23 protein-coding genes are annotated in these 24,998 nt (G+C 69.5%); 15 read left to right on the top strand and 8 right to left on the bottom strand.

Annotated elements, in window-relative coordinates; all coding sequences use genetic code 11:
• Positions 1-163: 163 nt before the first annotated feature.
• Positions 164-2,365: a 4Fe-4S binding protein gene (locus WMK75_RS07685; RefSeq protein ID WP_347267088.1), complete on the bottom strand. Its 2,202-nt coding sequence runs from the start codon at positions 2,363-2,365 to the stop codon at positions 164-166.
• Between the two features lie 213 nt (positions 2,366-2,578).
• Here WMK75_RS07685 and WMK75_RS07680 point away from each other — a divergent pair, with 213 nt between their 5' ends.
• Genes WMK75_RS07680 through WMK75_RS07670 form a run of 3 tightly spaced genes read left to right on the top strand, consistent with a single transcriptional unit; the run spans position 2,579 to position 4,721 of the window.
• Positions 2,579-3,907 (top strand): hypothetical protein, encoded by a 1,329-nt coding sequence (locus WMK75_RS07680; RefSeq protein ID WP_347267087.1) that lies wholly within the window; start codon positions 2,579-2,581, stop codon positions 3,905-3,907.
• Positions 3,904-4,425 carry a DUF2249 domain-containing protein gene (locus WMK75_RS07675; RefSeq protein ID WP_347267086.1) on the top strand — a complete coding sequence of 174 codons (522 nt, stop codon included), beginning with the start codon at positions 3,904-3,906 and terminating at the stop codon, positions 4,423-4,425. Before WMK75_RS07680 ends, WMK75_RS07675 begins: the two co-directional genes overlap by 4 nt.
• Positions 4,422-4,721, top strand: coding sequence for a metal-sulfur cluster assembly factor (locus tag WMK75_RS07670; protein ID WP_347267085.1), 300 nt, complete (start codon positions 4,422-4,424; stop codon positions 4,719-4,721). Before WMK75_RS07675 ends, WMK75_RS07670 begins: the two co-directional genes overlap by 4 nt.
• 63 nt (positions 4,722-4,784) lie before the next feature.
• On the opposite strand, the gene rpsO is transcribed toward WMK75_RS07670, so the two are convergent.
• From rpsO to WMK75_RS07650, 4 genes are all read right to left on the bottom strand, one after another.
• Complete coding sequence (rpsO, locus tag WMK75_RS07665) at positions 4,785-5,054, bottom strand: 30S ribosomal protein S15 (protein ID WP_347267084.1); 270 nt, start codon at positions 5,052-5,054, stop codon at positions 4,785-4,787.
• Positions 5,055-5,202: 148 nt separating this feature from the next.
• On the bottom strand, positions 5,203-6,108 hold the full coding sequence (locus WMK75_RS07660) for a calcium-binding protein (RefSeq protein ID WP_347267083.1): 906 nt from the start codon (positions 6,106-6,108) through the stop codon (positions 5,203-5,205).
• 159 nt (positions 6,109-6,267) lie between these two features.
• Positions 6,268-6,921: a YggS family pyridoxal phosphate-dependent enzyme gene (locus tag WMK75_RS07655; protein WP_347267082.1), complete on the bottom strand. Its 654-nt coding sequence runs from the start codon at positions 6,919-6,921 to the stop codon at positions 6,268-6,270.
• Positions 6,922-6,989: 68 nt separating this feature from the next.
• On the bottom strand, positions 6,990-7,970 hold the full coding sequence (locus tag WMK75_RS07650) for a porin (RefSeq protein WP_347267081.1): 981 nt from the start codon (positions 7,968-7,970) through the stop codon (positions 6,990-6,992).
• Positions 7,971-8,287: 317 nt separating this feature from the next.
• On the opposite strand from WMK75_RS07650, the gene WMK75_RS07645 reads away from it, so the two are divergent.
• From WMK75_RS07645 to WMK75_RS07625, 5 genes are all read left to right on the top strand, one after another.
• Complete coding sequence (locus WMK75_RS07645; protein ID WP_347267080.1) at positions 8,288-8,791, top strand: DUF3576 domain-containing protein; 504 nt, start codon at positions 8,288-8,290, stop codon at positions 8,789-8,791.
• Between the two features lie 66 nt (positions 8,792-8,857).
• Positions 8,858-11,395, top strand: coding sequence for a leucine--tRNA ligase (gene leuS / locus WMK75_RS07640; RefSeq protein ID WP_347267079.1), 2,538 nt, complete (start codon positions 8,858-8,860; stop codon positions 11,393-11,395).
• On the top strand, positions 11,382-11,867 hold the full coding sequence (gene lptE, locus WMK75_RS07635) for an LPS assembly lipoprotein LptE (RefSeq protein ID WP_347267078.1): 486 nt from the start codon (positions 11,382-11,384) through the stop codon (positions 11,865-11,867). Before leuS ends, lptE begins: the two co-directional genes overlap by 14 nt.
• The gene (holA, locus tag WMK75_RS07630; RefSeq protein WP_347267077.1) at positions 11,864-12,892 is read left to right on the top strand and encodes a DNA polymerase III subunit delta; all 1,029 of its coding nucleotides are present in this window, start codon (positions 11,864-11,866) and stop codon (positions 12,890-12,892) included. The genes lptE and holA overlap by 4 nt, the downstream gene beginning before the upstream one ends.
• Entirely contained in the window at positions 12,889-14,085 is a 1,197-nt protein-coding gene (locus WMK75_RS07625; RefSeq protein WP_347267076.1) for a TIGR03862 family flavoprotein, read from the top strand. The genes holA and WMK75_RS07625 overlap by 4 nt, the downstream gene beginning before the upstream one ends.
• Here WMK75_RS07625 and WMK75_RS07620 read toward each other — a convergent pair.
• Complete coding sequence (locus tag WMK75_RS07620; protein ID WP_347267075.1) at positions 14,064-14,651, bottom strand: glutathione S-transferase family protein; 588 nt, start codon at positions 14,649-14,651, stop codon at positions 14,064-14,066. The two genes, WMK75_RS07625 and WMK75_RS07620, sit on opposite strands and share 22 nt — an antisense overlap.
• 122 nt (positions 14,652-14,773) lie before the next feature.
• Between WMK75_RS07620 and WMK75_RS07615 the strand changes: the two genes are divergently transcribed.
• The 7 genes from WMK75_RS07615 to WMK75_RS07585 all read left to right on the top strand — a co-directional run bounded on the left by WMK75_RS07615 (position 14,774) and on the right by WMK75_RS07585 (position 22,645).
• Positions 14,774-16,018 (top strand): MFS transporter, encoded by a 1,245-nt coding sequence (locus WMK75_RS07615; protein ID WP_347267074.1) that lies wholly within the window; start codon positions 14,774-14,776, stop codon positions 16,016-16,018.
• Positions 16,019-16,101: 83 nt separating this feature from the next.
• Entirely contained in the window at positions 16,102-16,899 is a 798-nt protein-coding gene (locus WMK75_RS07610; RefSeq protein ID WP_347267073.1) for a 5'-nucleotidase, lipoprotein e(P4) family, read from the top strand.
• Between the two features lie 72 nt (positions 16,900-16,971).
• Positions 16,972-18,168, top strand: a complete 1,197-nt coding sequence (locus tag WMK75_RS07605; RefSeq protein WP_347267072.1) for an MFS transporter — start codon at positions 16,972-16,974, stop codon at positions 18,166-18,168.
• Positions 18,161-19,204 carry a glycosyltransferase family 4 protein gene (locus WMK75_RS07600; RefSeq protein WP_347267071.1) on the top strand — a complete coding sequence of 348 codons (1,044 nt, stop codon included), beginning with the start codon at positions 18,161-18,163 and terminating at the stop codon, positions 19,202-19,204. Before WMK75_RS07605 ends, WMK75_RS07600 begins: the two co-directional genes overlap by 8 nt.
• On the top strand, positions 19,201-19,815 hold the full coding sequence (locus WMK75_RS07595; RefSeq protein ID WP_347267070.1) for a glycosyltransferase family 29 protein: 615 nt from the start codon (positions 19,201-19,203) through the stop codon (positions 19,813-19,815). The genes WMK75_RS07600 and WMK75_RS07595 overlap by 4 nt, the downstream gene beginning before the upstream one ends.
• A gap of 102 nt (positions 19,816-19,917) precedes the next feature.
• Entirely contained in the window at positions 19,918-20,940 is a 1,023-nt protein-coding gene (locus WMK75_RS07590; RefSeq protein WP_347267069.1) for an aspartate-semialdehyde dehydrogenase, read from the top strand.
• A 76-nt stretch (positions 20,941-21,016) separates the two neighbouring features.
• Positions 21,017-22,645, top strand: a complete 1,629-nt coding sequence (locus WMK75_RS07585; protein ID WP_347267068.1) for a DUF4139 domain-containing protein — start codon at positions 21,017-21,019, stop codon at positions 22,643-22,645.
• A gap of 9 nt (positions 22,646-22,654) precedes the next feature.
• Here the strand turns inward: WMK75_RS07585 and WMK75_RS07580 are convergent, their stop codons facing one another.
• Complete coding sequence (locus WMK75_RS07580) at positions 22,655-23,320, bottom strand: 5'-methylthioadenosine/S-adenosylhomocysteine nucleosidase (RefSeq protein WP_347267067.1); 666 nt, start codon at positions 23,318-23,320, stop codon at positions 22,655-22,657.
• Positions 23,321-23,386: 66 nt separating this feature from the next.
• On the bottom strand, positions 23,387-24,955 hold the full coding sequence (locus tag WMK75_RS07575) for a PAS-domain containing protein (RefSeq protein ID WP_347267066.1): 1,569 nt from the start codon (positions 24,953-24,955) through the stop codon (positions 23,387-23,389).
• Positions 24,956-24,998: the final 43 nt, after the last annotated feature.

Genomic DNA, 24,998 nt, shown 5'->3' with positions numbered 1-24,998 from the left:
ACCGTGGCGGTGCCCGCCGCGCCCAGGCCGACCGCGGCCGGGGCCAGCGCCAGCCGGCCGCCCAGGGCGCCGGCCACCGCCGCGCCGCCTGCGGTCGCGCCCAGAAGCGCGCGGCGGCTCAGTCCCTTCTTGTCGTTCGATTCCATGTCGGAACTCCTCTTCATCATGATTTCAGCCGCGGCACGGCATTGGGGTGGCCCGCCGGCACCGGGCCAAGCTTCGGTGCCGGGTTGGCGGCGTCCTTTTCACGCCGCTTCAGCTTCCTGATCACCACCGGGCATTTGGTCTCGGACTGGTAAAGCACCTGGCAATGCAGGCAGTCGATGCATTCGTTCGGGTTGATCTCGCCCGTCGGATGGATGGCCTGCACCGGGCATTCGTTGGCGCAGGTCTGGCAGGGGTGGCCGCATTCGTGATAGCGCTTGAGCCAGTCGAACATGCGCAGCCGCGCCGGAATCGCCAGCGCCGCACCCAGCGGGCACAGATAGCGGCAATAAAAGCGCTCGACGAACAGCCCCGCGATCACCAGCGCCGCGGCATAGGCGACGAAGGGCCAGGCGCGCATGAACTTCAGGATGATCGCGGTCTTGAACGGTTCGACCTCGGCCAGGTGCTCGGCCTGTTCGATGCTGACCAGCGACACGCCGAACAGCCCGAGGAAGATCATGTATTTCACCGGCCACAGCCGCTCGTGCAGGCCCCAGGGCAGGGTCCATTGCGGGATCTTCAGCTTGCGGGCGATCTGGTTGGTCAGTTCCTGCAGCGCCCCGAAGGGGCACAGCCAGCCGCAATAGGCGCCGCGGCCCCAGAACAGCAGGGCGGCGGCCACCGCGAACCACAGGATGAAGGTCAGCGGATCCAGCAGGAACGCCTGCCAGCTGAAACCCGAGATGAACGAGTTGAACAGCGCAAAGATGTTCACCACCGACAGCTGGGCGTTGAAATACCAGCCCAGCACCACCAGCGTGAAGGTCAGGAAGGCCATGCGGAAGACGAAGAAGCGCCGTTCGTTGCGCGTGGCGAAGGTCTGAAAGAAGAACACTCCGGTCAGCACCACCAACACCGAACCGAGAATGGCGATCTTGTGCTGGGAATCGTTCCAGATGCGCTTCCACAGGCTGGCCTGCTGCGCCTGCTCGTCGCCGCGCGCGATCTCGCTGGCCTTCTCGACCGCGCCCGAGGGCGCCGGCGCCGGCTGGGCCAGGGCGCGCAGGTATTTCGGCGGCAGCTGATAGTTCAGGTCGAAGGTCTGGAACAGCTTTTCGATCGGCCCGACCGCGCGCTGCGCCAGCAACTGGATGCGGAAGGGCTGGGTCGGGTCGAAACCGGAATCGGCCGGGATGCGGAACAGGTCCATTTCGGCGAATTCGGGCGCGCCGCCGGCGGCGATATTGTTGATCCGGCGGTGGTCGCGGTCATGGAAGCGCACCGAGACATCGTCCTGGATCAGCACGATGCGGTCGAAGATGCCGCCGCGCACATAGCCCGAGCCCTTGAAGCTGTAAAGCCCGCGGCCATAGACGGCGATGGCCTGGTCGCCCGGCTTCAGCCAGCCTTCCAGGTTCTTCATCCCGGCCTCGCCCAGCAGCGTCTTGCCGATGGCCGGGACCGAGACCAGCGCCGCATGCATGTCGATGAAGGTGGTGTCGGGGGCCTCGGTCAGGGCGCGCTCGGCGGCGCGCGGGTCGGGGTTGGCAGCAAAGGCCGCGTTCACCTGCCCCACGTCCAGCGACAGCCGGCGCAGCGTGCCGTCGCCCTCGGCCTCGGTCCAGTCGGCGGGCGCGGCAGCCTCGGGATTGATCTCGAACTTGGGGCCGGTGGCCTCGGTCTCGGGCGCCAGCCCGCCCAGGCCCAGCGCGCGCGCCACCTTCAGCCCCGAGCGCACGATGGAATCGTCGATCACCATCACCGTCACCGTCGCGCCCGAGATGATGTTCACGTCATGCGAGGTGCCGCCGGATTCCGCCTCGGCCACCAGGTCAAGCCCGACATAGCCCTCGACCATCGCCTTGATCTTGGCCTCGGGGATGCCGATCAGCACGATCGGCTCGGAATGCTTGACCAGCCGGACGCCGGCGATCCTGGCATCCTTGTCCACCGCCACCAGCGTATGGATCGGCTTGCCGGAATAGCCGGTGGTGCCGACGAAATCCGAGGTGATGAAGGCCCAGGCGACGGTCTCGCCGCCCTTCAGCACCGGCGCCACCGCCAGATCCTGGCGAATCGGGCCAAAGCCCTCGGCGCCGGGCACCAGCTCGGCCGCGGTTTCATCGGGCAGGAACTGTTCCAGCACCGATGCCGCCTGCGCCGACAGCGCAAAGGCAAGGCTGGCCAGGACGAAGACGATCAGTTGAAGCAGTCTCATGGCGCGCATTTCCGAGTGATCACGTCATGTAGATAGGCCCGGGGCCGGCGACCGGTCCTTGATCTCAATCAAACACCTGCCCGCAGGGGCGGTTTGCGCAAACACCCGCCGAACGCCGGGGTTCGGGGCGGTTCGGGGGGCGAACTTGACGATGATCAAAGATCGCTGCGACAATTTGCACCAGTTTCGGTCGGGAACAACGCCTGGACCGCCATGCACGACAAGCAACTTGCCCGATGGACGCTGAGCTGGTTTGGCAGCGCGCTGGCCTTCCTGCTGGCGGCGCTGGCGCTGGCCGTCGTGCTGGTGCCGGCGCCGGGGGACTGGCAGTCGGGGCGCGGGCTGGCCTTGGTGCATCTCTTCGTGCTGGGTTGGCTTGGCCAGATGATGCTGGGCGCGATGATGCAGTTCCTGCCGGTATTCCTGGCGCGGCCCCTGCCTTGGCCGCGGCTGCCGCTGGCGGCGCTGCTGGCCGTTGCGCCCGGGGTGCTGCTGCTGGCCGCGGGCTTTCTGACGCTGGAGGGCGGCGGGCCGGGGGGGATGGTGCTGGAACTTGCGGTGCTGGTGCTGGGCGCCGGGCTGGGCATCGGCGTCCTGCTGCTGGGCCGCATGCTGGCCGCCCCCGCCGTCTGGCGCGAGCCCACCGGCGGGCTGACCGCGCTGGCCCTGCTGGCGCTGATGCTGCTCTGGGCCAGCGGCAGCGGCATGGCGCGCATGCTGGCCGGGGCCGAGGGCGGGCTGACGCTGCTGGCCCTGCCCCTGCATGTCGGGCTGGGCCTCGGCGGCTGGCTGGGGCTGGTGACGCTGGGGGTCAGTTATCGCATCTTCGGCATGTTCCTGATCGCGCCGGACCGGGCCGGCTGGCCGCGGCGCCTGACCCTGTGGCTGGGGGTGCTGCTGCTGGTCACGCTGGCCGTCGGGCTTGCCTGGGTCACGCTGACCGGCGATCTGCCAGCCGCGCTGATGCCCGCGGCGGCCGGGATCGGCCTTGCCATCGCCGGCTGCTACCTGGCCGAGATCCGCAGCATCTGGAAAAGCCGCCGCCGCCCCAGGCCCGAGCTGAACATGCGCATGAGCCGGCCGGCCCTGGGCTTTCTTGCGCTGTCGGCGCTCTTGGCGCTGCCGGCGGCGCTGCTGGGTGGCCCGCTGGCCGAGGCCACGGTCTTTGCCGCCACCGTCGGCTGGCTGTCCGGGCTGACGCTGGCGCAGCTGCTCAAGATCGCCAGCTTTCTGACCTGGATCCAGGTCTTTTCAACCCGGATCGGCCGCGGGCCGCTGCCGCAGGTGCACGAGCTGACCAGCGAAACGCGCGGCCGGTTCTGCCTGCGGCTCTGGTATGGCGCCGCGGGCCTTGGCACGGCGGCGCTGCTGATCGGCCAGGCGGCGCTGCTGCGCCTGGCCTTGCTGCTGCTGCTGATCGCCGCAATCGGCCTGGTGCATGAGCTGTGGCGAATCCGCCGGCTGGTCCATGTCCGGCCCGAGCTGCGGCCGGCGCCGCTGCCGCCCCTGTTTCTTCCTGTCCATACGGAGCCCCCGCGATGACCCCGACCGATGCCGTGCAAGAACTGGACGTGCGCCCGGCCCTTGCCGCCGGAGACGAGCCCTTCGGCCTGATCATGGATGCCGTGGCGGCGCTGGCGCCGGGCATGTCGCTGCGCCTGATCGCGCCCTTCAAGCCGGTGCCGCTGTTCAATGTCATGGCCCGCGAGGGCTTTTCCGCCGAGGCCCGCCAGCGCCGCGACGGCGACTGGGAGGTGCTGTTCACCCCCGAGCATCGCCCCGAGACGACGCTGGCGCCCGGCACCGCCTCGCACGCCAATCTCTGGCCCGATCCGCAGCGCTCGCTGGACCTGACCGGCATGATGCCGCCAGAGCCGATGGTGCAGATCCTGACCGGGCTTGAGGAAATGGCCCCCGGCGCGGTGCTCTTCGCGCTTCTCGACCGCGAGCCGCTGTTGCTGTTTCCCGAACTGGCGGCGCGCGGCCATGAATGGGCGGGCAATTTCGCCCCCGACGGCGCGAGCTATCGCCTGATGGTCCGACGCGGGGCGCGGGAATGAACGGCGCCGGCCCGGAACTGCGCCCGCTGGTCGAGGGGGCGCTGGCCGGGATCATCGATCCCGAGACCGGCACCGACTTGCTGGCCATGGGGCTGGTGCGCGCCATCGCCATTTCCGGCACCGAGGTCAGCGTGACCATGACCACCACCACGCCGGGCTGCCCGCTGGCCTCGGTGCTGCGGCTGGGGGCGGAAACCGCCGTCGCCGCGGTTCCCGGCGTCACCCGCGCCGAGGTGGTCCTGCGCCACGACCCGCCCTGGAGCCCGGAACGCATCGGCCGCGGCGTCTGGGAATGACCGGGCAATGAAAAACGCCCGCGACTTTCGTCACGGGCGCGTCGGGAACCGTTGTGGCGCCGGTCAGCGGCGCAGGCCCAGCCTGCCGATCAGGTCGGTATAGCGGGCTTCGTCCTTGCGCTTGAGATAGTCCAGCAGCTTGCGGCGCTGCGCCACCAGCTTCAGCAGACCGCGACGCGAATGGTTGTCCTTCTTGTGGGTCTTGAAATGCTCGGTCAGGGTCGCAATGCGCGACGACAGGATCGCGACCTGCACCTCGGGCGAGCCGGTGTCGCCCTTCTTGGTGGCGAATTCGGTCATGACGCGGTTCTTGTCTTCCACGGTGATCGACATCGGGATCTCCTTTCAGAGTTCGGGGTTATGGCGCAGGCCGGGATGTCGTCCAGCACAGGCCCATGGAGAAAGCCGCCAAGCTTGCGACCGGCGGCTGCAGGCATATAGGCGGCAGGGCGGCAAAAGGAAAGCGGTTTCTGCCGGGGCCTCAGGCGCGCGCCACCGGCGTCAGCACGATGTCGCGCAGCCCGATCCCGGGCGCATCCAGCAGCCGGCCGACGGCCAGCCCGTCGAGCCGGATCACCGTCTCGCCCTCGCTGCCGTGGTCAAGCGTCAGCAACGGCGCCTGACCCGAGCCGTCGTCGTCATAGCGCAGCTCGATCCGGTCCTCGCCGGGGACAAAGCCGGCGATCACCGGCACCGTCTCGCCGGGATCGTCCAGGGCCGCGCTGTCGGTCTGCAGCAGGAACAGGTCCTCGCCCTCGCCGCCCTCGGCAAAATCGCCGGCGCCGGGCATCAGCGTATCCGCCCCGGCGCCGCCATGCAGCCAGGCGGTATCGGCATGGGCCGAGCCGATCAGCAGGTCGTCGCCGTCGCCGCCGTCCAGATCGTCCTGCCCCCGCCCGGCCAGCAGCGTGTCATTGCCGGAATTGCCCATCAGCCAGTCGTCGCCATCGCGGCCGGTCAGAAGATCGTCGCCCTCGCCGCCGAACAGCGTGTCATTGCCCGCCTCGCCATGCAGCGTGTCATTGCCGCCCTGCCCGGCCAGCGAATCGTTGCCCGCGCCGCCGCTGATGGAATCGTCGCCACCGGGGCCATAGTCGCCGTCGCCATAGATCCAGTCGTCACCGTCGCCGCCCAGCAGCGTGTCACTGCCAAGCCCGCCATGCAGATCGTCATTGCCGCCGCCGCCGGACAGAAGATCGTCGGTGCCCTCGCCCGCCAGCCAGTCCGAACCCTCGGTCCCGTCCAGGGTCAGGCCCGCGGGCGGCGGCGGCGCCACCGGGTCCTCGGGCGTGGCCGGCTCGGAGGGCTCATTGGGGTCCGAGGGTTCGCCCTCATCCTCGGGGCTGCGGGTAAGCGAGGTCACGTCGATCGCGAGACCCGCGAACAACAGACCTATCAGACTGCCCAGGAACAACATGACCGGCACCCGCGAATCAGACAACCATACCGGGCATGATGGACCCCGGCGCCGCTGCTTGCAGCTACATTGTTAATAAGGGGTTAATGCAAACTGCCTGCCGCCGCCCGCAACCGCCGGGCTGCGCTGTCAGCCCTGGCCGCGGGCGCCAAAGATGGCGCTGCCCACGCGCACATGCGTCGCACCCTCGGCGATGGCGGTCTCGAAATCCGCGCTCATGCCCATGGAGAGCCCCGCCAGCCCGTTGCGGGCGGCGATCTGGCGCAGGCTGCGGAAATGCGGCAGCGGATCCTCGGCGTCGGGGGGAATGCACATCAGCCCGGACAGCGCCAGGTCCAGCCCGCGGCAGGCGGCGACAAAGGCATCGGCCTCGGCGGGCAGGATGCCGGCCTTCTGCGGCTCGGCGCCGGTATTGACCTGCACGAACAGCTGCGGGCAGGCCCCGCGCGCCTGCACCTGCCGCGCCAGACGCTGCGCCAGCGATTCGCGGTCCAGGGTGTGGATGGCGTCGAAGAGCTCAAGCGCCGGTTTCAGCTTGTTGCTCTGCAGCGGGCCGACCATGTGCAGTTCCACCCCGGGCCAGCGCGCGCGCCAGTCCGGCCATTTCGCCCCGGCCTCCTGCACGTAATTCTCGCCGAATACGCGCTGGCCGGCCGCCAGCACCGCCTCGACGCGGGCGGGCGGCTGCAGCTTGCTGACCGCGATCAGCGTGACTTCGCCGGGGGCGCGGCCGGCGGCGGATTCGGCCGCAGCGATGCGGCGCCTGATCTGTTCCAGTCCCATGACCCATGATTCGCAAAAGAAAAGAGCGGGCGCAAGGCCCGCTCTTTCCGGTTCCGGGTTCTGACGGATCAGAACTTGAACTTGATACCCAGGTCGCCGACGGTATCGCCTTCGCCACCATTCAGGTAGTCGTTGTCGATGATGGCACCCGCCAGCACGGCACCGCCGCCCAGATCGTAGTTGAAGCCGACGCCGTAGCCGTCGAACTTGCGGTCCGTGCCGGCCGGAGCATCATGCTCGTTCTGGCGCCAGAAGGCCTGGAAGTTCCACGCGTCCATCTGGTAGCCGGCAGCGATACCATAGGTCTTGCTCAGGAAGTGATCCGAGTAGTCGACATAGATACCCTTGATCGAGAACGCACCGAAGGTGCCTTCCGCGCCCAGCGAGATCTCGTCGGCTTCGTCGTGCTTGGCATAGCCAAGGGCGGCCCACCAGGTTTCACCGGCGTATTTCGCGGCCAGCGAGTAGGCGGTCTTGTCCGACGGCAGGCTGGTGTCCGGATCGTCGCCGTCCCATTCGTTGGCGCCCGGGGTCAGCGAGCCGAGGTTCGTGTCGACGCCGTCCGAGGCCGAAGCGTAGAGCGAGATGTTGTTGATGGTGTATTCGTACAGGATGTTCGGACCCTGGTCGATGTTCTCACCGTCGCCGGTCAGGTACCAGATCTCTTCCATATCGCCGCCGATGGCGCCGTCGGTGTAGCCGAGTTCGTACAGGTCACCGATCGCGGCTTCCGAAGCCGAAACCGTGTCGCCCATCGACAGCTTGCCGTAGGTGCCCGAGATCCAGACCGAACCGGCCGAGCCGCGAGCGGCCGAGCGGTATTCGTTGGCCGAATAGTTTTCCTGGTCGACGCGGAAGGTGGCGCCGAAGGACAGGCCGCCGTCCGATTCGCCGGTCAGGGTGAACCGCACGCGGGCGCGGCTCGAGAACTGCATGTCGTCGCCGTCATAGACCACACCCATGCGGCCGTCACCCGACAGCGCGACTTCGGCGGCAGCAACGCCGGCCGACAGGACCAGGGCGGTGGTGGCGAAAAGAACCTTTTTCATGGTTTTCCCTCTTGTCTCTCTCATCTGCCCCAGCCAGAGAACCGCCCGGGGTATGGAGGTTGTGTCGCGCTTTCGACCGGTCAATGCAACGCTCTCGGCCCCCCCGGCCGGGTTTCGGCGACACGGTGATGCACAAGGGCCACAGTCCGTTGCAGCGCCCCGGCACCCGCGGGCGGCGCCTGCCATGCCCCCCTCGCGCGCGAGCATTATCCCAAGGCCGGATCCCTGGACCGAGGCGGCGGCCGCGCGGCATGGCTTGTGGCAAGGGGCGGGATTGCGCTATGGCTTCGGGCCAAGGACGATCCGGGGGACAACAGATGACCAGACGCGCCGCACGGCTGACCGCCGCCCTGCTGACCTGCGCAGGGCTTGCCGCCTGTTCCGGGGGCGGCCCGGGTTCTGCGGGATCGGGATCGGCGGGATCGGGGCTGGGCGGCGGCGGTGGCCAGCAGCAAAAGGCGCAGCCGCAGCGCGAATCCACGATCTGGGACCTGTTCGCGAATCGCCGCGATCCCAATGACACGGTGGCGGTGAACAAGTATCTGTGGAACGCCAGCCTCGAGGTGCTGGATTTCCTGCCGATCCAGTCCATCGACCCGTTCACCGGTGTCATCGTCACCGGCTATGGCACGCCGCCCGGCGGCGGGCGCGCCTATCGCGCCACGGTGCAGGTCACCGACCCGTCGCTGGACGCGCGGGCGCTGAAACTTTCCCTGCAGGGCGCCGGCGGCGCCGCCATCGCCCCCGACACCGTACGCGCGGTCGAGGACGCGATCCTGACCCGCGCCCGGCAGATGCGGGTGCGCGACGGCAAGCTGTAAGCCTGCTGGACCTGTCTGGGCCAAACGGATAAACCCCGGCGGGCAATCTGACGCCCGGAGGTTCCCATGCCCTATGATCCCGCATTCAGCGAGCCGCGCTGGCAAGAGGCGTGGGACCAGGCCGGCACGTTCCGCGCCACGCGCGACGAGCGGCCCAAGTATTATGTGCTCGAGATGTTTCCCTATCCGTCGGGGCGCATCCACATGGGGCATGTGCGCAACTATACCATGGGCGACGTGGTGGCGCGCTTCAAGCGGGCGCAGGGCTATTCGGTGCTGCATCCGATGGGCTGGGACGCCTTCGGCATGCCGGCCGAGAATGCCGCCATGGAGCAGGGCGGCCATCCCCGCGACTGGACCTATGCCAATATCGCCACCATGCGCGACCAGCTGCGACCCTTAGGCCTGTCGATCGACTGGAGCCGCGAATTCGCCACCTGCGACGATGATTATGTCGCGCAGCAGCAGGCGCTGTTTCTGGATTTCCTGGAGGCCGGGCTGATCTACCGCAAATCCGCCATGGTGAACTGGGACCCGGTGGACATGACGGTGCTGGCCAATGAACAGGTGATCGACGGCAAGGGCTGGCGCTCGGGCGCGCAGGTCGAGCGGCGCGAGCTGACGCAGTGGTTCTTCCGCATCTCGGACTATTCGGACGAGCTGCTTTCGGCGCTGGACGGGCTGTCGGGCTGGCCGGAAAAGGTCCGCCTGATGCAGGCGAACTGGATCGGCAAGTCGCGCGGCCTGCAGTTCCGTTTTGAATGCCCGGGCGCGCCCGAGGGTTTCGACAGCATCGAGGTCTATACCACCCGCCCCGACACGCTGATGGGCGCGAGCTTTGCCGCGCTTTCGCCCGATCATCCGCTGATCCGGGCGCTGGCCGCAACCCGCCCCGAGATCGCCGCTTTCGTCGCCGAGTGCCGCCGCGTCGGCACCACCGAGGAAGCCATCGAGACCGCGCCGAAACTTGGGTTCGACACCGGGCTGACCGTGCGCCATCCGCTTGATCCGGCATGGGAACTTCCGATCTGGATCGCGAATTTCGTGCTGATGGATTACGGCACCGGCGCGATCTTCGGCAGTCCGGCGCATGACGAGCGCGACCATGAATTCGCGGTGAAATACGGCCTGCCGATCCGCGCCACCTTCGGCCCGCCGGGCATGGACCAGGCCGAGGCCGACGCGCTGGTGGCGGCTGCGCCCTATGTGCCGCTGAAATCCGAAAGCGTCAGCTATGTGCGCGGATTCGCCGGCAGTCACGACCAGACCGGCGAGGCCGCCGTCGATGCCGCCATCCGCCACGCCGAGGCGCAGGGCTATGGCGAGGGCGTGACCAAGTTCCGGCTGCGCGACTGGGGCATCTCGCGCCAGCGCTACTGGGGCTGCCCGATTCCGGTGCTGCATTGCCCGGCCTGCGGCACCGTCCCCGAATCGCGCGCCAGCCTGCCGGTGCTTCTGCCGCGCGATGTCGGCTTCGACCGGCCCGGCAACCCGCTGGACCGCCACCCGACCTGGGCGCAAGCCGCCTGCCCGAAATGCGGCGGCCCGGCCCGGCGCGAGACCGACACCATGGACACATTCGTCGATTCGTCCTGGTATTTCGCCCGCTTCACCTCGCCCCATGCCGCGACGCCCACGGACCGCAGCGATGCCGATTACTGGATGAACGTGGACCAGTATATCGGCGGCATCGAACACGCGATCCTGCATCTGCTGTATTCGCGCTTCTTCGCCCGCGCCATGGTCAGGACCGGCCACCTGCCGGAAAGTGCGCGCGAGCCGTTCGATGCGCTGTTCACCCAGGGCATGGTCACGCATGAGATCTACATGACCCGCGACGCGCGCGGCCGCCCGCTCTATCACCTGCCCGAGGATGTGGTTGACGGCAGGCTTGCGGATGGCAGCGCGGTCGAGGTGATTCCCTCGGCCAAGATGTCGAAGTCGAAAAAGAACGTCGTCGATCCGGTGAATATCGTTACCAGTTTCGGCGCCGATACCGCGCGCTGGTTCATGCTGTCGGACAGCCCGCCCGAGCGCGACGTGGAATGGACCGCCGCCGGCGCCGAGGCCGCGAACCGCTTTCTGGCCCGCGTCTGGCGCCTGGCCGACGAGATCCAGGGCGACGGCGCCGATCCGGAGCTGCTGCGCGCTGCGCATCGCGCCATCGACGAGGTGACGAGATCCATCGAGGGCTTCGCCTTCAACAAGGCGGTGGCCAAGCTTTACGAGTTGGCCAATGCCATCGGCAAGTCCCCGGCCGGCGGCGAGCACCGGCGCGCGGCGCTGCGCATCCTTGCGCAGCTCATGGCGCCGATGGTGCCGCATCTGGCCGAGGAGGTCTGGGCGAAATCCGGCGGCCAGGGCCTGGTGGTCGATGCGCCCTGGCCCAAGGCCGACCCGGCGCTGCTGGTCTCGGACAGCGTGGTGTTGCCGATCCAGATCAACGGCAAGCGCCGCGCCGAGATCGCCGTGCCCCGCGACATGTCCAAGGCAGAGATCGAGCAGATCGTGCTGGCCGACGAGACCGTGCAACGCTTCATGCAGGGGGGCGCGCCGAAAAAGCTGATCGTCGTGCCGGGCCGGATCGTCAATGTGGTGGTCTAGGCGCGCCCTGGTCCTTGCCGCACTGTCGCTGACCGGCTGCGGCTTTGCCCCGGTCTATGGCCCCGGCGGCAGCGGCGGGCGCCTGACCGGCCGGGTCCGCACCGCCGATCCGCGCACGCCTGACGATTTTGCCTTTGCCGGCCGCATCGCCGAGCGGCTGGGCCCGGAAGAACAGGCGCGCCTGCGGCTGGACTGGCGGCTCAGCATCGCCGTGGTGGCGCAGGCGATCACCCCCGAGGAGGTGACCACCCGCTATTCCCTGAACGGCAGCGCCGATTTCTTGCTGACCGAGATCGGCTCGGACCGGGTGGTGACGCGCGGCAGGGTCAGCAGCTTCACCTCCTATTCGACCACCGGCACCACCATCGCCACCATGGCGGCCGAGCAGGACGCGCATGAACGCCTGGCGCGCATGCTGGCCGACCAGGTGGTGACGCGCCTGCTGGCGCTGGACCCGGCCCGGCTGCCATGATCCTGAAAGGGGCCGAGATCGCCCGCTATCTGGCGCGGCCCGACCCCTCGCGCCCCGGACTGCTGATCCATGGCCAGGACGCCATGCGCGTGGCGCTGAAGCGCGCCGAGGCGGTCGCGTCGCTGACCGGTCCCGGCGCCGAGGAGGAGATGCGCCTGACCCGCATTGCCGGCGCCGATCTGCGCAAGGACCCGGCATTGTTGCTGGATGCCATGAAGGCGGTGGGGTTCTTTCCCGGGCCGCGCGTGGTGCTGGTCGACGACGCCCCCGATGCCGCAGCGCCCGCCGTGGCAGCGGCGCTGGCCGAATGGCGGGCGGGAGACGCGGTGATCGTGGCGGCGGCGGGGGCCTTGGGCAAATCCTCGGCGCTGCGCAAGCTGTTCGAGCCGCACCCGGCGGCGGTCTGCGCACCGATCTATGACGACCCGCCGGGTGAGGAGGAGATCCGGCGCTGGCTGGAAGCGGCCGGGCTGCACGACCTGCCCCGCGAGGCGATGCGCGACCTGACAGCGCTGAGCCGGGCGCTGGACCCCGGCGACTTTCGCCAGACGCTGGAAAAGATCGGGCTTTACAAGCATGGCGACCCGGCGCCGCTGACCGGGGCCGAGATCGCGGCCCTCGCGCCCGCCACCATCGAGGCCGAGGTCGATGACCTGATCGATTGCGTGGCCGAGGGCCGGGCGCGCGACTTTGCGCTGCTGATGCGGCGCATCGAGGGCCAGGGCATCGCCCCGGTCGCGCTGTGCATCGCGGCCACACGGCATTTCCGCGCCCTGCATGCCGGCGCCGCCGATCCGGGCGGGCCGGGGGCGGGGCTGTCACGGCTGCGCCCGCCGGTCTTTGGCCCGCGCCGCGAGCGCATGATCCGTCAGGCGCAGGCCTGGGGCATGCGCGCGCTGGAAGAGGCCCTGCACCAGCTGCTGGAGACCGATCTGCAACTGCGCTCGGCCTCAAGGGCCCCGGGCATGGCGCTGGTCGAGCGGGTGCTGCTGCGCCTGTGCATGATGCCGCGGGGCAACCGGTGAGCGAGACGCTGGTCATCGGTGCCGGCCCGGCCGGGCTGATGGCCGCCGAAGTGCTGGCCGGGCAGGGCGTGCGGGTCACGATCCTTGAGGCCATGCCGACGCCGGCGCGCAAACTCCTGATGGCCGGAAAGTCCGGGCTGAACCTGACCAAGGACGAGCCGCGGGCAGCCTTTGTCGCGCGCTATGGGGGCTCTGCCCCCGGCCTGCGGCCCCCCCCGGAGTATTTCGGGAACGAAGAAATGGGTCCGGCGGAGGTCATGGACTGGGCGCGGGGCCTGGGGATCGCGCTGTTTGCCGGCTCGACCGGGCGGGTGTTTCCGGTGGGGATGAAGGCCTCGCCCTTGCTGCGGGCCTGGTTGGCGCGGCTGGCCGGGCTGGGGGTCGAGATGCGTCTGCGCTGGCGCTGGTGCGGGTTTGACGCCGGGGGCTGGCGATTCGCCACGCCGGAAGGGGTCAGGGTCCTGCAGCCGCGGGCGGTGGTGCTGGCGCTGGGGGGTGCGAGCTGGCCGCGGTTGGGATCGGACGCGGCCTGGGTGCCCTGGCTTGCGGCGCGCGGCATCGGCATCGCGCCCTTCCGCCCGGCGAACATGGGATTTCGCGTGGCCTGGTCGGCGCAGATGGCGCGTTTCGCCGGGCAGGCGGTCAAGGGCGTGGCGCTGCGCGCCGGCGATCTGCGCAGCCGCGGGGAATGGGTGGTGACGGCGCAGGGCGTCGAGGGCGGCGGCATCTATGAAGTGTCGAGCGCCATGCGCGACGGCGCCGCGGCGCTGCTGGACCTGGCGCCGGACCTGTCGCCCGAGGCGCTGGCCGGGCGTCTGGCGCGGGTGCCGGCGAAGCTTTCGGTCGGCAACCGCCTGCGTCGGGTGCTGAGCGATCCGCTGCGCGCGGCGCTGCTGCTGGAATGGGGCCAGCCGCTGCCCCCCGAGCCGCTGGCGCTGGCCCGCCGCGCCAAGGCGCTGACGCTGCGCCATGCAGGGCCGATGGATCTGGCGCGGGCGATCTCTTCGGCCGGGGGAATCACCGCGGAAAGCCTGACCCCGGACCTGGGTCTGCGCGCCATGCCCGGGGTCTTTGCCGCCGGCGAGATGCTGGACTGGGAGGCGCCGACCGGCGGCTATCTGCTGACCGGCTGCCTTGCGACCGGGCGGCGAGCCGGGCAGGGGGCGGCGGCCTATCTGGCGGCGGCGCGCTGAAAGGCCGGGCGCGCGCGCATCATCGCAAGATATTCCGTCAGCCGGTGTTCGGTGATCGGAAAGCGCGCACTGAGCGCCCAGATCAGGCAATGCGTCAGGATGATGTCGGGCACTGTCAGGTCCTCCCCCATCAGGAAGCCCTGTTCGGCCATGCGATGCACCAGGGTCTTCTGGCTGCGCTCGAATTCCCAGCGCAGCGTGTTCTTGATCGCCGAGAGCCGCATCTCCTCGGGAAGGATGAAGCTGTGGCGCGCCGCCAGCCAGAGCGCGGCGTCGAATTCGTCCAGGATGAACTGCGTCAGGCTGTCCTGGCGGGCGCGCTCCAGCGTTCCGGCCGGATGGGTCAGCGCCCCGTGCCGGTCGGCCAGATAGGTCAGGATCGCAGTCGAATCCACCACGGGCGTGCCGTCCACCACCAGCACCGGCACCTTGCCGGCCGGGTTCAGCGGCGTCACCCTGTCGCTGTGCGGATCGACGGCGACATGTTCATAGGCCTCGCCCAGTTCCTCGAGCATCCAGAGCACGCGCAGCGCCCGGCTCTTGCCGGTTCCGATCACCTGATACATGGGCGGCCTTCCTGCATGGCTGGGCCCTAGGCTAGCGCCGGCGCACGATTCAGGCAATGCACGGCATTGACGCCGGCGCGCGCCGGGCGCAGGACTTGTCGGCAGCCAGCAGGAGACCCGCCATGACCGCCACCGCCCGCGCCCCGCTGTTCACCCCGGTGCTGATCGGCGGCTCGATCATCCTGATGATCAATTTCGCGCTGCGCGCCAGCTTTGGCGTGTTCCAGATCCCGATCGCGGCGGAATTCGACTGGCCGCGCAGCGAGTTCAGTCTGGCGATCGCCATCCAGAACCTGGCCTGGGGCATCGGCCAGCCGATCTTCGGCGCGCTGGCCGAGCGCTGGGGCGACCGCTGGTCGGTGATCATCGGGACAGTGCTCTATTCCGCCGGGCTGATCCTGACCGCCATGGCCCGCGATCCGCTGACCATGCAGCTGCTGGAGGTGGTGATCGGCTTTGGCATCGCCGGCACCGGATTCGGCGTCATCCTGGCGGTGGTCGGCCGCGCCGCCAGCGATGAGAACCGCAGCCTGGCGCTGGGGATCGCCACCGCCGCCGGCTCGGCCGGGCAGGTGTTCGGCGCGCCGCTGGCGCAGGTGCTGCTGGGGCATTTCCCCTGGCAGACGGTCTTCGTCATCTTCGGCATCCTGGTGCTGTCCTGCCTGCTGTTTCTGCCCATGCTGGGCCAGGGCCGGCCCGCCAGCCGCCACGAGCTTGAGGAAAGCATGGGCAGCGTGCTGAAGCGCGCCTTCAGCGACCCCTCATATCTGATGATCTTTGCCGGGTTCTTTTCCTGCGGCTACCAGCTGGCCTTCATCACCGCGCATTTCCCGGCCATGGTCACCGAGATGTGCGGGCCGATCAGCCCGATGGGCAACCTGGCCGCGCTGGGCATCACCACCACCTCCGGGCTTGGGGCGGCGGCGATCAGCCTGATCGGGCTGGCCAACATCGGCGGCTCGATCCTGGCGGGCTGGCTGGGCCGGCACTATAGCAGGAAATACCTTCTGGCGGGCATCTACACCCTGCGCACCCTGGCCGCCGCGACCTTCATCGTGCTGCCGATCACGCCCACCAGCGTCATCCTGTTCTCGCTGGTCATGGGGGCGCTGTGGCTGGCCACGGTGCCGCTGACCTCGGGGCTCGTGGCGCATATCTACGGGCTGCGCTACATGGGCACGCTTTACGGCTTTGTCTTTCTCAGCCATCAGCTCGGCTCGTTCCTGGGGGTCTGGCTGGGCGGGCGCATGTATGATATCTATGGCGACTATACCCTGGTCTGGTGGGTGGGGGTCGGCGTCGGCGCCTTTTCCGCCCTGATCCATCTGCCGGTGCGCGAGGCGCCGGCACGGATGGCGGCGGCCTGACGGGCATTGACCGCGCGCCCGATGCGCCGCTAGCCTCCGGCCGCGGCCGACCCGCGCGCCCGCCTTGCAACCAGGAGAACCTGATGCCGAAACTTCTTCATGTCGCACTCATGGCCGGGCTGGCCGCATCTGCCATGCCGGCGGGCGTCGCGCTGGCCGAAAGCGCCGCCCCGGCGCCGGTCGCCGCTGCCGCCGCCGAATGCCCGGTGCGCGAGTTTGCCATGGGCCTGCGCTATCAGCAGCAGTCGGCCGAGGCGCGTGCCCTGCAACTGCAAGGCTATGCGCTGGCCACCGCCAATCTGAAGGCGGCGCTGGCCAAGGCGGACGACCCGTCGAAACTGGCCGTGGTCACCGACCTCGACGAGACGGCGATCGACAACACCGCCCTCTTGGTGCGCGACATGCAGAACTGCCACGTCTATGACAGCTGGGACACCTGGGGCGACTGGGAACTGCGCGGCAAGCCCCGGGTGATCCCCGGCGCGCTGGAGTTCTTCGACTTTGCCGACAAGGCCGGGGTCGCCATCTATTACATCTCGGACCGTTTCGGCGAGCCCGAGAACAAGGCCGCCACCATCGCCACGCTGAAGGAACTGGGCTTCCCGCAGGTCTCGGACGACCATGTGCTGCTTTACGGCACCTCCAAGGCCGAGCGCCGCGCCGTGGTCGAGAAGGACCACCAGATCGTTCTGCTGCTGGGCGACACGCTGCATGATTTCGACGGCGTGTTCCGCAAGGCCACGACCGATGTGAAACGCGCCGAGGTGGACAAGAACGCCGCACGGTTCGGCGCCGACTGGATCGTGTTCCCGAATCCGACCTATGGCGAATGGAGCACGGCGCCGCTTGACGCCTGGGACGCCGAGACGAAGCTGCCGTAAGCCCCGCGCGCCCATTGCGCCCGCCGGCGCGATGGGCAAGTCTGGCGCCGGCGGCGGCAGCGGGGGGCGGACATGCGGGCATTGGCATCGGCGGGGATCATCAGCCTGATCCTGGCCTATGCGCTGAGCCAGTTCTACCGCGCCTTCCTGGCCGTGCTGGCGCCGGTGCTGCAGGCCGAACTGGGGGCGGCGCCGGACGATCTGGCGCTGTCCTCGGGGCTGTGGTTCCTGACGTTCTCGCTGATGCAGCTGCCTCTGGGCTGGGCGCTGGACCGGATCGGGCCGCGGCTGACCGTGTCGCTGCTGCTGGCCCTTGGCGGCGGCGGCGGGGCAGCGGTCTTTGCGCTTGCGGGCGCGCCCTGGCAACTGCATGTCGCGCTGGCGCTGATGGGGGTCGGCTGCGCGCCGGCGCTGATGGGCAGCTATTACATCTATGCCCGCAGCTATCCGCCGGCGCTGTTCGGCACCCTGGCCGGGGCAACGGTGGGGTTCGGCTCGCTGGGCAATATCCTCGGCGCCTCGCCGCTGGTCTGGGTGATCGGCGCCATCGGCTGGCGGGCGACGCTGGCGGGGCTGGCACTGGTGACGCTGGCGGTGGCGCTGGCGATCTTCGCGCTGGTGCGCGACCCCGAACGCCTGTCCGAAGACGGCCAGCCCCGCGCCTCGCTGGCCGAGCTCTTGCGGCTGCGGGCGCTGTGGTTCATCCTGCCGCTGATGACCGTCAGCTATGCCTCGACGGCGGCGATCCGCGGGCTTTGGGCCGGGCCCTACATGGCCGAGGTGCATGACGCCTCCGAGCGGCTGATCGGTCATGCCACGCTGGCCATGGGCCTTGCCATGGTCGTCGCCAGCTTTCTGATCGGGCCGGCAGTGCGCCTGGCGGGATCGGTGCGGCGGCTGGCGCTGTGGGTCAATGGCGGCGGTGTGCTGGTCCTGGCCGGGCTGTGGCTGGCCCCGGACGCCAGCGCCGGCCTCTCGATCGCGCTGCTGGCGGCGCTGGGGGTGGTCGGGGCCTCCTATACGCTGCTGATGGCGCATGGCCGGGCGTTCCTGCCGCCGCATCTGGTCGGGCGCGGGGTCACCTTCCTCAACCTGTTCTCGATCGGCGGCGCGGGGATCATGCAGTTCGGCTCGCGCCCGGTCTATCGCTGGGCCCATGCCGCCGGCACCCCGGCCGAGGCCTACGGCACCCTGTTCCTGTTCTTCCTGATTCCGCTTACCCTGGGATTCGTGCTGTATTTCCTGACACCCGAGACCCCCGATGCCTGACCTGCCCGACCCGATCGAGGTGATCGCGCCCAATCTCAAGCGCCGGCTTTCGGGCGTGACCGCCACCGTGGTGCGGCTGATCCCGGTGCAGGCGCGGATGATCGGCATCGTCGCCACCGGCCCCGGCCTGCCGCCCGACCTGCCGCATCTGCCGCTGATCCGCGCCGCGCTGATGCCGCGCGACCGCTGGCGGGTCTGGCACGCAAGGCGCAATACGGAAATGGTGCTGGGGCTGATCCTGCGCCATGGGCTGCGCCGGCGCTATCGGCTGCTGTTCACCTCGGCGGCGCAGCGGCGGCATACCGGCTTTACCCGCTGGCTGATCGCGCGCCAGGATGCGCTGATCGCCACCTCGCCGCAGGCCGCCAGCTATCTGGAACGCCCGGCCACCGTCATCCTGCACGGGGTCGACCTGTCGGTGTTCCACCCCGCCGCCGACCGCGCGGCACTGCGCGCCGAGTTGGGATTTGCCCCCGGGGACATCGTGACCGGCTGCTTTGGCCGCATCCGGGCGCAGAAGGGCGTCGATCTGCTGGTCGAGGCGGCGTTGCAGCTTTTCCCGTCCCGGCCGCGGGCGAAGCTGGTCTTTACCGGCCGCGTCACCCCGGACAACCAGGCGTTCCTCGACGGGCTGCAGGCGCGCATCCGCGACGCCGGCCTGGCCGAACGCATCCGATTCCTGGGCGAACTGCCCTGGGAGCAGGTGGTGCGCCACTATCAGGCGCTGGACCTCTTCGCCGCCCCCGCCCGCTGGGAGGGCTTCGGCCTGACGCCGCTCGAGGCCATGGCCTGCGGCGTGCCGACCGTCGCCGCCCGCGTTGGCGCCTATGAGACCCTGATCCGCGACGGTGAGACCGGCAGCCTGGTGGCCCGCGACGACATAGCCGCGCTGAGTGCGGCGCTGGCGCATTGGCTGGACGACGATGCCGCCCGCTCCGCCGCCGGCCAGGCGGCGCGGGCCCATGTCGCCGCCAACCACGCCATCGAGGCCGAGGCCGCGGCCATCACCGAGGTCTATCGAAAGCTGCTGGGGTGACGCGCTGCGGCTTTCTGCTGGCCCGGACCCTGCGCAACGAGGCGGCGCTGCAGCGGCTGTCCGCGCCGCAGGCGGAGCTGCTGGCGGAGCTGGCGGGCAAAAGCATCGCCCTGGTCGGCAATGCCCGCGCCCTGGCCGAGGCCCGGCAGGGCGCGCGGATCGACGCCGCCGATCTGGTCATCCGCATCAACCGTGCGCCCATGCCGGCAACCGAAAGCCATGGGACGCGCTGCGACTGGCTGGCGCTGGCGACGCGGCTGGGCAAGGCTGACCGCGCGCGGCTGGCGCCCACCCGCATCCTGTGGCTCTCGCCCAAGCGCAAGCGGCTGGATTGGCAGACCGCACGCAGCCCCGGCTTTTACCTGCATCCGCTGGCCGATTTCCGGGCACTGCGCGACGATCTGGGCGCGCCGCCCACCACCGGGGCGATGATGATCGCGCTGATCGCGGCATCACGCATGGCGCGGCTCGATCTTTACGGCTTCGACTTCTTTGCCTCGCTCTCGCTCTCGGGGCGGCGCCGCGCCGATCAGGTGCCGCATGATTTTGCTGGCGAATCCGCCTGGGTAGAGCGGCTCATCCTGTCAGATCAACGGATATTCCGGCATTAAGCCACAAAACCGCCGAAACATCGGGCGAAATGCCATAATGTTGCTTTCGCTTTCCGGCGCCCTGACCTATACCGCAGCGTCCTTTGCAGAAGGAGACCCGAATTGGGCTACAAGGTCGCTGTCGCCGGCGCCACGGGGAACGTGGGCCGTGAAATGCTGAACATCCTGGCCGAGCGCCAGTTTCCCGCTGACGAGGTGATCGCTCTGGCGTCGCGCCGGAGCCTGGGCACTGAGGTCAGCTATGGTGACAAGACCTTGAAATGCAAGGACATCGAGGGTTTCGACTTTACCGGTTGCGACATCGCGCTATTCGCCATCGGCTCGGAGGCGACCCGGACCTACGCCCCGATCGCCGCATCGCAGGGCTGCGTGGTGATCGACAATTCCTCGCTTTACCGCTACGACCCCGAGATCCCGCTGATCGTGCCCGAGGTGAACCCCGAGGCGATCGAGCATTACCGCAACAAGATGATCATCGCCAACCCCAACTGCTCGACGGCGCAGATGGTGGTGGCGCTGAAGCCGCTGCACGACCGCGCCCGCATCAGGCGCGTCGTCGTCTCGACCTATCAGTCGGTCTCGGGCGCCGGCAAGGACGGCATGGACGAATTGTGGAACCAGACCAAGGGCATGTATGTCCCGGGCCAGGAGGTGGCGCCGAAGAAGTTCCAAAAGCAGATCGCCTTCAACGTGATCCCGCAGATCGATGTCTTTCTCGACAGCGGCGACACCAAGGAGGAATGGAAGATGGTGGCCGAGACCAAGAAGATCCTCGACCCCGCGATCAAGGTCACCGCGACCTGCGTGCGTGTGCCGGTCTTCGTCGGCCATTCGGAATCGATCAACATCGAGTTCGAGGACTTCCTCGACGAGGACGAGGCCCGCGACATCCTGCGCGAGGCGCCGGGCATCCTGGTCATCGACAAGCGCGAGCCTGGCGGCTACGCCACCCCGGTCGAATGCGTGGGCGATTTCGCCACCTTCATCAGCCGCATCCGCCAGGACGTGACGGTGGAAAACGGCATCAACCTGTGGTGCGTCTCGGACAATCTGCGCAAGGGCGCGGCGCTGAACGCGGTGCAGATCGCCGAACTGCTGGGCAATCGCGCCCTGAAGAAGGGCTGATCGCCACCAACGCAGACGTGAGGGCGCCCCGACCGGGCGCCCTCTTGCCTTTCCGGATGCGGTCACGGACGCTGGCATGGTCCAGAGCGAGGCTTCCATGCGCAACCTGCTGCTTTCCGCCGCCCTTCTGCTGGCCGGACCGGCCCTTGCCGACCGGTTTCAGGCCGCGGCCCCGGTCACCGCGGCCACCGTCTATCCCTGGGGGGCCAGCGTCACGCGCGAGGCGCGGCTCGATCTGCCCGCGGGCGCACATGAGCTGGTCATTCCCGGCCTGCCCGAGGGGCTTGACCCCGCCAGCCTGCGCATCACCGGCGAGGGCGCGAGCATCGGCGCCGTGGGCTTCCAGCAGCAGCGCGCCCTGCCCGCAACCCCGGCCCCGACAGCCGAGCTGCGCGCCGCCGAGGCCGAACTTGCCCGCCACCAGGACGCGCTGGCCCGCCATGACGCCGCCGTGGCCGGCATCCGCGCCCGCGCCGAGGCCGCCGGCGACCTGATCCGTTTTCTGATGAACCTGGCCGAATCCGATGCCGCCGGCCGCGGCGACATCGCAGCCCTTGCCACAACCGTCGGCGACAGGCTGCTGGCGGCCCGGCAGGCGCAGGTCGCCGACCGGGCCGAGACCGCCGACCGCGACCGCAAGGATCTGGCCTTGGAACTGGCGCGCGCCGAGGCGCAGCTTGCGGCGCTGAGCGCCCCGCAGCCCGCTGGCGGTACGCTGGTCATCGCCCTGCAGGGCCAGGGCGCGCCGGCGCGCATCCGCATCACCTCGTTGACGCATCAGGCGTTCTGGGTGCCGGTCCATGACCTGTCGCTGCAAAGACAGGCCGGCCGGCTGCGGCTTGATTCGGGCCTGCTGGTCAGCCAGAACACCGGCGAGGACTGGCTGGACGCGCATCTGACCTTCTCGACTGCGCGGCCGATGGACCAGTCGGCGCCCGCCACGCTGGTGCCCGAATTCCTGCGCCTTGCCAGCCCGCGCCAGGATCTTGCCCTGGCCGCGCCCGAGGCCAAGCTGGCCGCCCCCGCGTCGCTGGCCGATGCCGGGGCGCCGGTGGCAGGCGCGGTGCAGACCCTGCTGATCGGCGAGACGGTGATGCATGACTATCCGACCCCGGTCACCCTGCGCAGCGGCGCGGATGCGCTGCGCCTGCCGCTGGGCAGCCACGACCTGGCCGCCACCGTTCTGGCCGAGGCGGTGCCGCGGCGCGACGACAGTGCCTATCTGGTCGCCGAGGCGGTAAACACCACCGGACAGGCGATCCTGCCGGGCGACGCCAGCTTTCACGCCGATGGCGCGCTGGTCGGGCGCGGGGCGCTGGAACTGACCGCGGCCGGCGCGCGCATGAAGCTGGGCTTCGGCCCGCTGGACGGCATCCGGCTGGCGCGCCGAACCCCCGACGAAAGCGAGGGCGCGCGCGGGCTGGTCTCGAAATCCTCCGAACGCAGGGAAACCGCGCTGCTGGAGATCCGCAACCTGACGGATCAGGAATGGCCACTGCGGGTGATCGACCAGGTCCCGGTCTCAAGGCAGGACGAGCTGCGCATCGACTGGAGCGCCGATCCGGTACCGGACAAGACCGACCCCGAAGGCCAGCGCGGACTGCTGGTCTGGCAAAGCCGCCTTCTTCCCGGCGAAACGCGCGAGATCCGCCTGACCACCCGCTTGCGCTGGCCCGAGGGCAAGGTTCTGATCGACGCGAACTGACCCCGCGGATCACCCCCCGGCGGCATGGTCCGGGGACGCGCCGGCCAGGGCGATCTCTCCCCGCGCCAGCGCCTCTGCCAGCCGGTCCACCGCTGTGGCAAGGCGCTGATCCACCAGATGCAGATATTGCGTCCAGTCCGAAAGCTGCGCCAGTTCCCCGGCGCCGTCGGAAATGCCGCGCAGCCCGATCATCGGCACGCCAAAGCGCTGGCAGGCGCGCAGCACCGCATAGGTTTCCATGTCCACCATCTCGGCCGCGAGCGCGTCATAGGCGCTGCCGCTGACGATGCTGGCGCCGGTGGCCAGGCTGGCGGCCTGCAGCCCCGGGATTCGCAGCGGCAGTTCCAGCCGCGCCGGCAGGCCCAGCATCGGCGTCTCGCCCGGGGCAAAGCCCAGCGCGCTGGCATCCATGTCGCGGTATTCGACCGATGCGACCTGATAGACGCCGAGCTGGCTTAGCCGGCGCGAGCCGGCCGAGCCCAGGGACACCACCAGATCCGGCAGCGCGTCCCGCGCCGCAAGCCCGGCAAGGCTGGCCGTCAGCACCACCGCCGCCTCGACCGGGCCGACGCCGGTCATCAGCGGCTGGATGCGGGCGCGCAGCGCCGGCCCGTATTCCGCATCCAGCGCCATCACGAAAAGCACCCGCCGCCCGCCCAGACGATCCAGATCCATGACCCCGACCCTTTCCCTTGCCCGGGCGACAGGAAAGCCCGCACCGCCGCCAGGGGCAAGCCCCCGTCAGCCGGCCAGCACGCGCTGCGCCGCCGCCCCTGGCGCCTGCGAGCGCATCTGCGCCTGTGCGATGGCCGGAACCGGCAGGGCAAAGCTGACCAGGACCCGGCCCCCCGAAAGCCCGCGCACCCCCCAGGCCAGCAGCCCGCCGCTGGGCCCGGCCATCGCGCCTTGCAGTGGCTGGTCCGTCGCCTGGGCCTGCAGCGCCGCATGCAGCGCGGCAAGGCCGGGGCTGTCGCCGCAGGCCGTGGTCCATTGCGCCAGATGATCCAGCAGCGTGCCGCGCGATGCCTCCCCCCAGAGACCGGCATAGCGCCGGTTCTGCATCAGCAGCTCGCCATTGGCGGCAAAGACCGCCACCGCATCGGGCAGCGCGTCCAGCACCTCGGCCCCCAGCCGCAGATCGGCGCGAAACTTGCGGGTCAGCGAGATTTCCGAGGTGATGTCCTCGAACAGGAAGGCCACCGCGCCATCGGGATGCGGCCGCCCGGTGACGCGATATGTCTGGCCGCCCGGCAGCGACCAGGTCTCGACATGATGCCCCGAGGCCGCCGCCGCCTCGAGCGAGCTCATCTGGTTGCGCCAGCTGCGATAGTCCTTGGGCTCGGGAACCATGCGCGCCTCGCGCAGGCGGTCCAGAAAGGCGTAAAGCGTCGGGCGCGCGGTCAGGAAGCCCGCCGCCAGCCCGGTCAGGTCGATCAGCGCCGGATTGAACAGCTGCAGATTGCGTTCGCGATCAAAGATCGCCAGCCCGATCGGCAGGTCGGCAAAGGTCTTGGTCAGGGTCTGGACGAATTCGCGCAGGCTGCGTTCGGCGCGCACCGCGGCATCGGCGGGCAGGGCGATGGTCACCGCCTGGCCGGCGATCTCATGCGTGTGGCAATCGAACCAGCGGCTTTGGCCGTCCAGTTCAAGATGTGCGCGCCGCGCCGCGCCGCCGGCCGGGCTGCCGGGCAGCGGCCGGGCGGTCAGGTCGATGAGCAGCGGCAGCGGCCAGAGCGTCACACCCGCGGCCCGCGCCTCGGCCAGGCCCAGATAGGCGGAATTCGCCCAGGTGATCTGGCCCTGCCCGTCCTGGCGCCAGGCCAGCATCGGCGAATGGTCCATGGTGCTGCGCAGGATCTCAAGCTCCTGCTCCATGGCGGCAAGCGACAGCGAATCGACGGTGATTCCGGCATTTTCGGCCGTGGCATCGGCCAGCGTCAGCCGCAGCAGGTCCGGTGCCACCAGTTCCGCGCAGGCGTGCAGCGGCGCGGCACCGGTCGGGGTGGCAAGCCGGATCTCGCCGCCCAGATCGGGCAGCGCCGCGGCAAAATCCGGCAGGCGCATGCCCAGCCATGCCAGCAGCCGCTGCCAGTCCCCCTCGCCCGGCAGCGTCGCCAGCAGCGCCCGCGCCGGCGGCGTGGCGTCGACCAGATGTTGCTGGCGGAACAGAAAGACGATGGGCTCGGGGCCGCCGACAAGGGTACGCGCCGCGGCCCGGCCCGCGCGGCGCCCGAACTGCGGCAGCATGACCAGCACCGGCAACAGCGCCAGCGCCGCGGCCGCAAGGGCGATCAGGAATTGCACAGCCATGGATTGCACCCATCGTCAACAGATGAATACAACTATAGCGTGA

This window comes from Paracoccus sp. (in: a-proteobacteria) (assembly GCF_039808215.1).
GTDB lineage: Bacteria > Pseudomonadota > Alphaproteobacteria > Rhodobacterales > Rhodobacteraceae > Paracoccus.
Note: the sequence above shows the minus strand (reverse complement) of the source record. Positions and strands in the feature narration are given on the sequence as shown.